8 protein-coding genes are annotated in these 12,922 nt (G+C 73.3%); 3 read left to right on the forward strand and 5 right to left on the reverse strand.

Annotated features, from left to right (window positions below; all coding sequences use genetic code 11):
• Nucleotides 1-145: 145 nt before the first annotated feature.
• On the reverse strand, nucleotides 146-1,048 hold the full coding sequence (locus ACH4DX_RS04930; protein ID WP_398153998.1) for a hypothetical protein: 903 nt from the start codon (nucleotides 1,046-1,048) through the stop codon (nucleotides 146-148).
• Between the two features lie 244 nt (nucleotides 1,049-1,292).
• Between ACH4DX_RS04930 and ACH4DX_RS04935 the strand changes: the two genes are divergently transcribed.
• Both ACH4DX_RS04935 and ACH4DX_RS04940 read left to right on the forward strand, forming a co-directional pair.
• The gene (locus ACH4DX_RS04935) at nucleotides 1,293-2,090 is read left to right on the forward strand and encodes a S1 family peptidase (RefSeq protein ID WP_398117851.1); all 798 of its coding nucleotides are present in this window, start codon (nucleotides 1,293-1,295) and stop codon (nucleotides 2,088-2,090) included.
• 529 nt (nucleotides 2,091-2,619) lie between these two features.
• On the forward strand, nucleotides 2,620-5,730 hold the full coding sequence (locus ACH4DX_RS04940; protein WP_398153999.1) for an endo-alpha-N-acetylgalactosaminidase family protein: 3,111 nt from the start codon (nucleotides 2,620-2,622) through the stop codon (nucleotides 5,728-5,730).
• A 58-nt stretch (nucleotides 5,731-5,788) separates the two neighbouring features.
• Here the strand turns inward: ACH4DX_RS04940 and ACH4DX_RS04945 are convergent, their stop codons facing one another.
• From ACH4DX_RS04945 to ACH4DX_RS04960, 4 genes are all read right to left on the reverse strand, one after another.
• Nucleotides 5,789-6,652, reverse strand: coding sequence for an SDR family oxidoreductase (locus ACH4DX_RS04945; RefSeq protein WP_398117855.1), 864 nt, complete (start codon nucleotides 6,650-6,652; stop codon nucleotides 5,789-5,791).
• 453 nt (nucleotides 6,653-7,105) lie between these two features.
• Entirely contained in the window at nucleotides 7,106-9,610 is a 2,505-nt protein-coding gene (gene pepN / locus ACH4DX_RS04950; RefSeq protein WP_398154000.1) for an aminopeptidase N, read from the reverse strand.
• Between the two features lie 45 nt (nucleotides 9,611-9,655).
• A complete protein-coding gene (locus ACH4DX_RS04955) occupies nucleotides 9,656-10,015 on the reverse strand; it encodes a chorismate mutase (RefSeq protein WP_398117859.1) in 360 nt (119 codons plus the stop codon).
• An 11-nt stretch (nucleotides 10,016-10,026) separates the two neighbouring features.
• On the reverse strand, nucleotides 10,027-10,929 hold the full coding sequence (locus ACH4DX_RS04960) for a helix-turn-helix domain-containing protein (protein WP_398117861.1): 903 nt from the start codon (nucleotides 10,927-10,929) through the stop codon (nucleotides 10,027-10,029).
• A gap of 131 nt (nucleotides 10,930-11,060) precedes the next feature.
• On the opposite strand from ACH4DX_RS04960, the gene ACH4DX_RS04965 reads away from it, so the two are divergent.
• Nucleotides 11,061-12,917 (forward strand): beta-galactosidase family protein, encoded by a 1,857-nt coding sequence (locus tag ACH4DX_RS04965; RefSeq protein ID WP_398154001.1) that lies wholly within the window; start codon nucleotides 11,061-11,063, stop codon nucleotides 12,915-12,917.
• The last annotated feature ends 5 nt before the right edge of the window (nucleotides 12,918-12,922 follow it).

The raw sequence follows: 12,922 nt of genomic DNA on the forward strand, positions 1-12,922 counted from the left end.
ACTCCGCTCGTTGCCGCGCCCGCCCCGCCCCGCGCGCGGGCCAGGCGGTCGGGTACTCGCCCGGATGTGATCGCCTGGCGTCGTGTACCCGCGGGTCCGTTGTGGCTGGGCGCGCAGTTCCCCGCGCCCCTTTGGGGCGGCTCGCTCACGTGTCGCAGTCGAGAACCGTCCGGCACAGTCCGCACCTGACCCGGATCCGGGCCCCCGCGGGGGCCCGGATCCGCTGGTGGCAGGTGGGGCACGGGAAGGTCACCCGCAGGGGGCCCGTGCCGTCGGGGCGTGAGAAGGAGTAGGGGCCGCCGGGGCGCGCACCGCCCGCCGCGCCGGGGCCCTCGGCCCGGCGGCGGTCCTTCGCGTAGCGCCGCACGGCCGCCCGGCCCGCCGCGGTCAGTGGCGGCTGCTGCTCGTCCTGACGGGCCCGCGCGAGCCCCTTCGTGTACGCGGTGTACGCCTGCGGGCTGGTGAACCAGGTCTCGGGCGCCTCGCCGAACGCCAGGGCCCGCTTGGCGAGGACGTACCCGAACTCCTCCGGCGTCAGATAGCCGAGCTTCTGCGACGAGGCGCGGTCCTCGCGGTACGCGTCGAGCAGCAGCCACCCCGCGCCCAGGTACGTCGTCGCCGTGTCGGTCAGGATCTCGTTGTCCCGGGTGCCGGGGAACGACAGGTCGAGGCGGTGCAGATACACATGCATCACCTCGTGCGCCAGGGCCGCCCCGATGTCCCTGCGGTGGGTGCGGAAGCGGTCGTTCAGCTCGATGAAGTACTCGGGGCCCGCGGCCAGCTCGACGTACGCCGCGTGCTCCATCTCGCGGAACGACACGATCATGCGGGCGTCCGGGAGCCGCAGGTGGCGCACCATCTCGCGGGCCACGCGCTGCACGCCCAGATGCAGGTCGTCCTCGTCGCGGAAGGCCACGTCCACCGGCGCCACACTGGTGTCGAACGTGTGTACGGTGTGGTGGGAGAGCCGCCGGTACAGCGCCGTGACAGCCGCGCGCACCGTCTCCAGATGGGGAAAGCCGTGCTCGACCGCGCCGCCGTCCGCCACGCCGCCACCCCCTGAGCCGCCGAGCGCGCACAGTCCAATGCGTCCCCACCCTACGGGGGTTGCGCGCACCGGTTACCAGCCCGCAAGCGAACACCTGGCCGAAAAGCGCCCCTTGTCGCCCCTGTGTGGCCCTCCTCATAATCCAACAACGCTTGGCGGGCTCATGCCATGCAGTGCTCCGGCGCGTGCGGCATGGGCCCGCCGCGTGCGCAACCCCCCACAACTCCCACGAAGGGGCAAGAAGTTGAAGACGAAGTTCCGTGGATTCAAGAGAGCCGCCGTTCTCGGGTCGGTCGCCCTCGGTGTCGCCAGCCTGCAACCCGTCGTCGCCCAGGCCGCCCCGCACCCCGGCCCCAACCCCGGCGAGCGCGTCGTCGGCGGTGTGCGTGCCGCCCAGGGTGAATTCCCGTTCATGGTCCGTCTCTCGATGGGCTGTGGCGGCTCTCTCCTCAAGCAGGACGTCGTCCTGACCGCGGCCCACTGTGTCGACGGCTCGGGCAACAACACCTCGATCACCGCCACCGGCGGTGTCGTGGACTTGCAGAGCTCCAGCGCCATCAAGGTCAAGTCCACCAAGGTCCTCCAGGCCCCCGGCTACAACGGCAAGGGCAAGGACTGGGCGCTGATCAAGCTCGCCAAGCCGATCAACCAGCCCACGCTGAAGATCGCCACCGACACCAGGTACAACAAGGGCGACTTCACCGTCGCCGGCTGGGGCGCCAACCGCGAGGGCGGCGCGCAGCAGCGCTACCTGCTCAAGGCCACCGTCCCCTTCGTGAGCGACTCCGCCTGCCAGTCCGCCTACGGCGGCGACATCATCCCCGGCGAGGAGATCTGCGCCGGCAAGCTCAACGTGGGTGGCGTCGACACCTGCCAGGGCGACTCCGGCGGCCCCATGTTCCGCAAGGACGACGCCGGCGCGTTCGTCCAGGTCGGCATCGTCAGCTGGGGCAACGGCTGCGCCCGCCCCCAGTACCCCGGTGTCTACACCGAGGTGTCGACCTTCGCGGCCGACATAACCAGGTACGCCAACCAGCTCTGACCCACCGGGCACCCCACAGTGCCCGCACGGTGAGCGGTTGAGTCGCGGGGCCGGGTCGCGCAACGCACCCGGCCCCGCTTCGTGCGCCCCGCCCGCCCGGCCACCTCCGGTCACGCCGCGCTGCACGACCTGGCCGCGACGCGCACGGCCACCGGGCCGCCGGTCCCCGTAAGGGTGGAACCCGGACTTCAGGAGCGGCTTCCGGCCGATCTCGCGGCCACGGCGCACCACATCGTGCGCGAGGCACTGACGAACGTACGCGAACACGCCACCGGCGCGAGGTCCGTGCACGTCGCTGTGCGGCTCGTCGGGCCCACGCGACCGGGCCTCGTGAAGGGCCCGTCTGACCGGGCCTCCAGTGCAGGACCCACGTGACCGCACCGCGTGCAGGGGCGACGTTAGTCCAAGACCTCTCCCGCCTTTGTCCATGGGCGCCCTCGTCCCGCGCGGCGCATCGTGACCGACACGAATCCCGTCCCGTCACGACATCCGTCCCGTCACGAGTTCCGTCCCACAAAGGGGTGCGTTCATGCCGCCGTCACAGACGCCCGGGCCCAAGGCCGGGCCGAGCCGCAGAGCCGTGGTCGCCTCGGGGGCGCTCGCCGGGATCGCCGGGATGGGCGCCGCGGTCGGAGCCGGCACCGCCGCGCACGCGGCCCCGGCCCCCGCGACCGCCGCAGGGGACGAGGCGGTCCTGCGCTCCTCCGCCCTCGACGTCCGCGTCGCCACCGGCTTCCCGCGCGTCGTCTCGTACACCGACCGTACGAGCCGCGCCGTCCTGCACGGCCAGCCGGACCCCGTGACCACGCTCCTGATCGACGAGAAGGAGCACACACCGAAGGTCACCGTGGCCCTGCGCGGCGACCGCGCCGCGTACACCCTCACCCTCGACGGCGGCACCCGCGTCGACGTGGAGATCGCCGTGCGGGGCCGTCAGGTCCACTGGCGCGTCACGCGGATCACCGACACCCCTGCCCTGCGCGTCGGCACCCTCCGCGTCCCCGGCCTCGCCCTGCTCTCCGTCCGCAGCGACCAGCCCGGCGCCACCCTGCTCGCCGCCAAGGTGCAGCTCGACAAGGCCAGGAGCGGCGACACCCTGGTACGGCTCACCCCCGACACGCCCGCCGCCGCCCCGAGCGGCTGCGCGTACGCGGTGCTCGCGCACGACGGACTCGGTGGCGCCGTCGAGACCAACACCGTCTACGACAAGCCCACCGGCGAGACCACCTGGGAGAACGGCCGCCTGTGGCGCCACACCGTACGCAGGGGCGGGCACGTCGAGGCGCGGCTCACCCCCGGCCAGTGGACGCACCGCGCCGCCACCGCCCCCCTGGACGCCACCGAGCCGCTGCCGTACGCGACCGTCGTCGTCACCGGCGACCGCAACGGCGACGGCAAGGTCGACTGGCAGGACGCCGCCATCGCCTTCCGCGACATCATGGTCGACCCGCTCGGCGCCGACGAGCAGCACCTGCGCGTCGTCCCGCACATCCCCTTCAACTTCGCCTCGCAGGCCACCAACCCGTTCCTCGCGACCCTCGACGACGTCAAGCGCGTCCACCTCGCCACCGACGGCCTGCGCCAGTACACCCTCCTCAAGGGCTACCAGTCCGAGGGCCACGACTCCGCGCACCCCGACTACGCGGGCAACTACAACACCCGCGCGGGCGGCCTCGCCGACCTCAACACCCTCGTGCGCGAGGGCGCCAAGTGGAACAGCGACTTTGGTGTGCACGTCAACGCCACCGAGTCCTACCCGGTCGCGAACGCCTTCTCCGAAGAACTCGTCGACAAGAGCAACGAGCAGTGGGACTGGCTGGACCAGAGCTACCGCATCGACCAGCGCCGCGACCTGGTCTCCGGAGACATCGTGCGCCGCTTCGCCGAGCTGCGCCGCGACACCCACCCGGCCCTCAACACCCTCTACATCGACGTCTTCCGCGAGTCCGGCTGGACCTCCGACCGCCTCCAGCGCACCCTGCGCGACCAGGGCTGGATGGTCACCAGCGAATGGGGCCACGGCTTCGAACGCTCCGCCCTGTGGTCGCACTGGGCCACCGAGACCGACTACGGCCCCGACACCTCACGCGGCATCAACTCCCAGCTGATCCGCTTCATCCGGCACCACCAGAAGGACGTCTTCGCCGACAAGTGGCCCACCCTGCTCGGCACCGCCCGCACGGGCACCTTCTCCGGCTGGACCGGCAAGACCGACTGGACCGCGTTCTACGACCTGATCTGGACGCACGCGCTGCCCGCCAAGTACCTCCAGGCCCAGCCCATCAAGTCCTGGACCGAGCACGAGATCACCTTCTTCGGCGCGGGCGCCACCTCCGTGACGGACACCGACGGCACCCGGCGCGTCACCACCGACGGCCGCCTCGTCCACGACGGCAGCAGCTACCTGCTGCCCTGGGAGCCACGCAGCGCCACCGACCCGACCAAGCTCTACCACTACAACCCCCGCGGCGGAACGACCACCTGGTCCCTGCCCCGGGGCTGGGGCCGACCGCGCGCGGTCGCCCTGTACCGCCTCACCGACCAGGGCCGCGCCTTCGTCACCGACGTACCCGTACGCGGCGGGAAGGTCACCCTCGACGCGGAGGCCGGACAGCCCTACGTCGTCCACCGCACCCGCGTCCGGCGCGCCCCCGACCCCGACTGGGGCCAGGGCACCCCCCTGCGCGACCCCGGCTTCCACGCGGGGAACCTGGACGCCTGGCAGGTCACCGGCTCCGCCACCGTCGAACGCAGCGCGCTCGGCGACCACGAACTGGTCCTCGCCGCGGGCGGCGCCGCCTGTGTGAGCCAGCGCCTGCGCCGCCTGAAGCCCGGCACGTACGCCGCGTCCGTGCAGGTCGAGGTGGGCGCCGAGGCGGGGCAGCGGCGCCGCGCCGCCCTTCGGGTGCGCACCGCCGACGGCGTCACCGCCACCAACTGGACGGACACCTCCACCGCGGTCAACTTCGTCGCCGCCGACCGCAAGCACGGCACCCGGTTCCAGCGCCTGTTCACGTACTTCACCGTGCCCGACGGCGGCGGCGTGGTCCACCTCGCGCTGCGCGCCGACGCGGGACCGGCGCGGGTGCGGTTCGACAACGTGCGCGTCGTCCCCGTCGGGCCGCGGCCGCCGCTCGGCAGGGGCGTGCTCGCCCGCGAGGACTTCGAGGACGTGCCGCAGGGCTGGGGGCCGTTCGTGAAGGGCGACGCCGGGGGCGCCACCGACCCGCGCACCCACATCGCGCAGCGGCACGCGCCCTACACCCAGCGCGGCTGGAACGGCAAGGCGGTCGACGACGTCGTGGACGGCACCCAGTCCCTGAAGTCCCGCGGCGAGAACGAAGGCCTCGTCCACCGCACCGTCCCGCACACCGTCCGCTTCGCGGCGGGCAGACGCTACCGGGTGTCGTTCCGGTACGAGAACGAGAAGGCGGGACAGTACGCCTGGGTGACGGCCGTGGACGAGCCGGAGGCACGCGAACTGACCCGCGAGGTCCTGCCCGTGGCCACCACGCCGACCGTCCTGTCCTACGAGTTCACCGCGCCCGCCGAGGGGGAGGCGTGGGTCGGACTGCGCAAGGTCGGCGACGACGGCAGGGCGGAGTTCGTCCTGGACGCGTTCGAGGTGCGGGAGGTGTAAGTGCGGGAGGCGCGGGTGGCGCAGGTGCCGGAGGTGCAGCGCGGGCGCCGGGGAGCTGTCAGGCGGCGGGCCGCGCGCGGAAGTCGTCGGCGTGCTCCTCGGCCCACCGCGCGAACGTCCGCGCCGGACGCCCGGTGACCTCCCGTACGGTCGTCGTCAGGTCCGGGTCGCTCCCGACCGCCGCGCCCAGGGACTCCAGGAGCACCGGCAGCATCTCCGGCCCGACGTGCGGGAACATGGCGGGGGTCACCTCGCCCGGAGGGATCTCCACGTACCGCAGGTCACGGCCGATGGCCCGTCCCACCTGGCGGACCTGCTCCTCGGTGGTGAGGGCGTCGGGCCCGGTGAGGCTGTGCACGGCCCCGGTGTGCGCCGCCGTGTCGAGCAGGGCGCGGGCGGCGACCGCCGCGATGTCGGCCTCGTGGACCGGCGCCAGGAGCAGCTTCGCGAACGGACCGCGGACCGTGTCACCCGCGCGGATCTGCGCCGCCCACTGCCGCGCGTTGGCGCTGAACGCGCCCGGCCGCAGGAACGTCCAGCCGAGCCCGCAGGCACGGACCCGGTCCTCCAGCGCGGCGTGCACCGCGTGGACGGGGTGCCCGGCGGCGTCGTCGTGGTCGACGATGATCGACGAGAGGGCGACGACGTGCCGGACACCCCCGGCCCGCGCGGCCTCCAGAAGTGCCGCGGTGTGCTCGCCGCCCGCCGCCAGGTGCAGGAACAGCGCGTCGGCACCCGCGAACGCGTCGGCCATGGCGGCGGGTTCGGCCGCGGCTGCGAAGCGCACCGCCTCGGCGCCGCCCGGCAGGGCGCCCGCACGCGCCGGGTCACGGGTCAGGGCGCGCACGGGCACGCCCTCGTCGACGAGCAGGGGGACGAGGGCACGGCCCACGTTGCCGGTGGCACCGGTCACGACGATCACAGGGACTCCTCGGGGTCGGGACGCATGGGACGGCACGGGCCGGCGCGGTACCGCTCGGCCCGCGGCGGGACGGTGCTGCCCCGCCGTGCCAGGCCGCGGGACGGTGCTGCCCCGCCGCGCCACGCCGCGGGACGGTGCTGCCCCGCCACGCCACGGGACGGTGCTGCCCCGCCGCGCCAGGCCGCGGGACGGTGCTGCCCCGCCGCGCCACGCCGCGGGACGGTGCCGCCCCGCCGAGCCGCGGGACAGTACTGCCCCGCCGAGCCACGGCACGGTGCCGCCCACCCCACCGCGCGGACGGTACTTTCCGTCCCCCCACGCGTCAGGACCGACCCTAGGCAGCGACCCGCGCCCACCGGATCAGCACCGGGACGGAGATCACCGACCGGCGACCGGTACCGCGGACCTAGGCCCCACGACCCAGGACCCAGGGCGCCGGGGCCCCGGGCCCCCTCACCCCTGCCCGGCACCACCCCGCACCCGCAGCGCCCGCCGCAGGTCGTCCAGCTGGTCGACCAGGCGGCGGCGGAGCGCGGGCAGCACGTCCGCGCGCTCCAGGCAGCGCTCACCCAGGCGCAGCGTCTCCTCGTCCACGGCGCACCCCGGGAAGGCGTGCCGCCCCGACGCCTCCGCCATGGCGGGCCCGCGACGCTCCGCGAGCGCCACCGCGTCCTCGAAGAAACGCGGCACATAAGTCCGTACGAGAGCGTCCTGACCGGGCTGCCAGAAGCCCTGCGCCGTGGCCGTGAACAGGTAGTTGGACAGCTCGTCGGACCCGAACATGGCCTCCCACGCCTGCCGCTTCGCGGTCGCGTCGGGAAGCGCCGCACGACAGCGCGCGGCACCCTCCTGACCGGTCGCGCTCGGGTCGCGGCGCAATTCGGCGGCGATCGCGGCCCCGTCGACCGCGCCGAGCACGGCGAGCCGGCCGAGGATCCGCCAGCGCAGCTCCGGATCGAGCTCGGGCCCGCCGGGCACCGCCCCCTGCGAGAGCCAGGTCGCGAGCGGCTCGGGCTGCGTCGCGGAGTCGACGACACCCCGCACCGCGATGAGCCGCAGCCCCGGCTGCGAACCGTCCTCGGTCCGCCGGATCACGTCCTGGCACAGCGCGTCGAGCGTGGCCAGGGCGGCGGTCCTGCCGTCGAGGGGCGTGTACCGGTCGGCGACGACGGCACCGGCGAAGCCGAGGACACCCGAGACGAGGGCGAGGTCGCTCTCCGCGGGCAGATGGGCACGGGCCGCCTCCAGATAGGCGGCCGGGGCCAGCTCACCGTCGCGCACCATGTCCCGCAGCGCGTTCCACAGCACCGCGCGGGTCAGCGCGTCGGGGACACCGGAGAGCGACGCGAGGACCGTCTCCTGCGACACCTCGTCCAGACGGACCTTCGCGTACGTCAGGTCCTGGTCGTTGGGCACGACGAGCGCGGGCCTGCCACCGTCGCGGGCCACCGGCTCCCGCCGCCCCGGCACGTCCGTCTCGTACCGCTCGCGCAGCACCAGGGACCGCCCGTCGGACAGGTCCCTGTCGTACACGCCCACGGCGACACGGTGCGGGCGGCTGCCCGCACGGTCCAGGGCGAGGGTCCACTCGCGGCCGCTGTGCGTGACGGTGGGCGTGAACGTGTCCACGCCCGTCGTCCGCAGCCACGCCCGCGCCCAGCCGTGCACGTCGCGGTCCGTCGCCGAGGCCAGATTGTCGAGGAAGTCGGCAAGGGTGGCGTTGCCGAACCTGTGCCGCGCGACATGCGCGTTGATGCCCGCGAGGAAGTCCTTCTCACCGAGCCACGCCACGAGTTGACGCAGCGCGCTCGCCCCCTTGGCGTAGGAGATGCCGTCGAAGTTGAGCAGCGCGGACGCCGTGTCGGGGACCGCGTCCGGGTCCGGCGCCACCGGATGGGTGGAGGGCCGCTGGTCGGCGTCGTAACCCCAGGACTTGCGGACGACACCGAAGTCCACCCACGTGTCGGAGAAACGGGTGGCCTCCGTGAGGGTCTGGTAGCCCATGTACTCGGCGAACGACTCGTTCAGCCAGATGTCGTCCCACCACGTGAGCGTCACCAGGTCCCCGAACCACATGTGCGCCATCTCGTGCGCGACGACCATCGCACGCGTCTGCCGCTGGGTGTCGGTCACCGCCGACCGGAAGACGAACTCGTCGCTGAAGGTGACAAGACCCGGGTTCTCCATGGCACCCGCGTTGAACTCCGGGACGAACGCCTGGTCGTAGGAGTCGAACGGATAGGGCTCCGTGAACTTCTCGTGGTAGCGGTCGAAGCACGCCCGGGTGACGTCCACCAGCTCGTCGGCGTCCGCGTCCAGATACGGCGCGAGCGAGCGGCGGCAGTGCAGACCGAACGGAAGACCACGGTGCTCGGTGCGCACCGAGTGCCAGGGCCCCGCGGCGACCGCCACCAGATACGTGGAGACGAGCGGCGTCGGCGCCGCCCGCCAGCGGCCCCCGCCCACGTGCTCGGTGACGCCGTTGGCGAGGACCGTCCAGCCCTCGGGCGCGGTGACCGTCAGCGCGAACACGGACTTCAGGTCCGGCTGGTCGAAGGCCGCGAACACCCGCTGCACGTCCTCGAGGAACAGCTGCGTGTAGACGTACGTCTCCCCGTCCGCGGGATCGGTGAACCGGTGCATCCCCTCACCGGTGCGCGAGTAGGCCATGGCGGCGTCGACCCGCAACTCGTGCTCGCCCGCGGTCAGACCGCGCAGCGCCAGCCTGTTGCCGTCCAGGTCCGCCGGGTCGAGCGCGGTACCGTCCAGCGTGACGGAGCGCAGCCGCGCGGGCTTCAACTCGACGAAGGTGTCGCCGTCCGCCGCGGCGGTGAAGGCGATCACCGTGCGGGAGTCGAAGGTGTCCTCACCGGTGGTCAGGTCGAGATCGACCTCGTACCGCCGTACGTCGAGGAGCTGGGCTCGGGTCTGCGCTTCGGCGCGCGTCAGAACGGACATCCGGCCATGGTGCCTGATCCGGCGCACGCCCGGTCGGGGATCCCCTCAGCGGCTGCCGTCCGCGATGCTCTCGTGGTGCCTGATCACCTCCCCGATGATGAAGTTCAGGAGCTTCTCGGCGAAGGCCGGGTCCAGCTTGGCGTTCTCGGCGAGCTGGCGCAGGCGGGCCACCTGACGGGCCTCGCGGGCCGGGTCGGCGGGCGGCAGCTGGTGGTTGGCCTTCAGGTGACCGACCTGCTGCGTGCACTTGAAGCGCTCCGCGAGCATATGGACGACCGCGGCGTCGATGTTGTCGATGCTGTCCCGTAGGCGGGACAGCTCGGCGCGCACGGCGGGGTCGATGCCGCCGTCCGCCGCCCCCGTTCCGGTGGCGCCGTTGTCGTCACTGGTGTGGTGAGTGGTCATGGCAGGTGAGCCTACGTGCCATCGGGCGCCCCGCCGAAGGACGGCAGAGTGGGCGGATGCCCGGGATCGGGCACCTGCTGCGACCAGCCGCCCGGCACCACCCGCCCCTGCTGCTCACGGAAACGCACCGGAGCCACCCCGACACGGCGGGTGAACAGGCGGGAGAAGTAGGCCGGGTCGTCGTAGCCCACCCGCCGGGCCACCGCGGCGACGGGCAGCTCGGTGGCCGCGAGCAGCTCCTTGGCACGCCCGAGCCGGATGCCGAGGAGATAGTCCTTGGGGCTGCACCCCGCGGCCCGCCGCACGGCCGCGCGCAGCTCGGCGGGCGTCATGCCGTGCCGGGCGGCGTGCTCGGCCACGGAGAGCGCCGTGAACGCGTCCCTGGCCAGGGACTTCAGTACGGGGTCGCCGTCGGGAGCGGTGTCGGCGCGGGCCCGGCGCAACGTCACCAGGAGCTCGTGCACCGCGGCACTGGTCTCCACCTCCAGCAGCGGGTTGCCGCGACGGGCGGCGCGGGCGATGCGGCCGACCACGGCCCGGGCCGCGTCCGGATCGGCCAGCGGCACCACCGGCCGGTCCGGGTCGATGTAGCCGAGTTCCGCGTACGTCACCGTGTCCGGGCCCGTGAAGTCCACGAAGCACTCGTCCCAGCCGGTCTCCGGATCGGCGCCGTAGTGGTGCGGCACCCCCGGCGACAGCCAGATCAGCGCGGGCGCCGTGACCGTCCTGCGCCGCCCGTCCGGCGCCCGGAACCAGCCGCCGCCCGCACTGACGACCAGGGCGACGTGATGGTCGAGGGTGCGCGGCCCGACAGCGGGCAGCGTGCCGTGCTGAAGACCCACACCCAGACACACCAGGCCGAGCCGGTGGTGGACCGGGCTCGGAGTGAAATACCGCATCCAGGTGTGATACATCCGCTGCCGCCCCTTTCCTCCCGCACCCCTGACCGTGTGGACCACTGCGTCCAACCCGCCTCGATCTTTGTCCATGGACCGCGCCACCCGCCAGAGGCAATCGTGGCCGCAGCAGGGATGGGGAGGACACGATGCACGCACCACACGGCACGCCCGCCGACGGCTCCGACACGCACGGCACACCCGCCGACGACCCCGGCGCGCACGGCACACCCACCAACGGCTCCGGCGCCCACGGCGACACCTTCAGGGTGGGCGCCGACGACTTCGAACTGGACGGGCGGCCCGTACGGCTGCTCTCCGGGGCCCTGCACTACTTCCGGGTGCACGAGGCACAGTGGGGGCACCGGCTCGCCATGCTCCGGGCCATGGGCCTCAACTGCGTGGAGACGTACGTACCCTGGAACGCGCACGAACCCCGCCCCGGCGAACTGCACGACATCACCGCACTCGGCCGCTTCCTTGACGCCGCCCACGCCGCGGGACTGTGGGCCCTCGTCCGCCCCGGCCCCTACATCTGCGCCGAATGGGACAACGGCGGACTGCCGCACTGGCTGACGGCCGAGACCGGCACCCGTACCCGCACCCGCGACAGGACCTACCTGGCACACGTGGAACGCTGGTTCGCCCGGCTCCTGCCCCAGGTCGTCTCCCGCCAGCACGACCGCGGCGGACCCGTGATCATGGTGCAGGTCGAGAACGAGTACGGCAGCTACGGCTCCGACCAGGTCTACCTCGGCCACCTCGCCGAACTCCTGCGCGCACACGGCGTCACCGCGGAACTGTGCACCTCCGACGGCCCCGAGGACCACATGCTGACCGGCGGCAGCATCCCCGGCGTCCTCGCCACCGTGAACTTCGGCTCCCGCGCCCGCGAAGGCTTCGCCGCACTGCGCCGCCACCGCCCCGAGGGACCCCTGATGTGCATGGAGTTCTGGTGCGGCTGGTTCGACCACTGGGGCGCCGCAACCGTCGCACGCGACCCCAAGGACGCCGCGGACGCGCTCCGCGAGATCCTGGAGTGCGGTGCCTCCGTCAACCTCTACATGGCGCACGGCGGCACCAACTTCGCGGGCTGGGCGGGCGCCAACCGCGCCGGCGGCCTCCACGACGGCACCCTGCGACCCGACACCACCTCCTACGACTACGACGCGCCGATCGACGAACACGGCCGCCCCACCGAGAAGTTCTGGCTGTTCCGCGACGTCCTCGCCCCCTACACCGAACACCCCCTGCCCGACCCGCCGCCACCCCCGCCCACCCTCGGCGCCCCCGCCGTCGCCCACTTCACCGACCGCGTGGCCCTCGACACCCTCGCCGACGGCATCGGCACCCCCGAGACCGAGCACGCCGTACCGCCCACCTTCGAGGACCTCGGCGTCGACCGGGGACTGGTGCGCTACACCGTCGACCTCCCCGGGCCCCGCGACCCCCACCCCCTGAGCGTGCGCGGACTGCGCGACCGCGCCACCGTCCACATCGACGGCCTGCCCGCGGGCATCCTCACCGAGGACGCCCCCACCCTGCCCGAACCCGTCGCAGGACCCGCCCGCGTCACCCTCTGGACGGAATCCCTCGGCCGCGTCAACTACGGCCCCCGGCTCGGCGAACCCAAGGGCATCACCGGCGGCATCCTCCACGAACGCCAGTACGTCCACGGCGTACGGACCGTCGCCCTCCCCCTCACCGCCTTCACCGACCCCGCCCCCGTCCGCGACCTCCCCGCCGACACCGGCCCCGTCCCCGGCGCCACCGGCCTCCACCGCGGCACCCTCACCCTCCACGGCCCCGGCGACGCCGACCTCGAACTCCCCGGCTGGGGCCGCGGCTTCGCCTGGATCAACGGCTTCTGCCTCGGCCGGTACTGGGGCATCGGACCACAGCACTCCCTGTACGTACCCGGACCCGTACTGCGGGAGGGGACCAACGAGGTGTGGGTCCTCGAGGTCGAGGGAGCGGGGGGAGCGGGGGAGGTACGGCTGCGGTAGCCGCT

This window comes from Streptomyces sp. NPDC017940, assembly GCF_044328435.1.
In the GTDB taxonomy this organism is placed as follows: domain Bacteria; phylum Actinomycetota; class Actinomycetes; order Streptomycetales; family Streptomycetaceae; genus Streptomyces.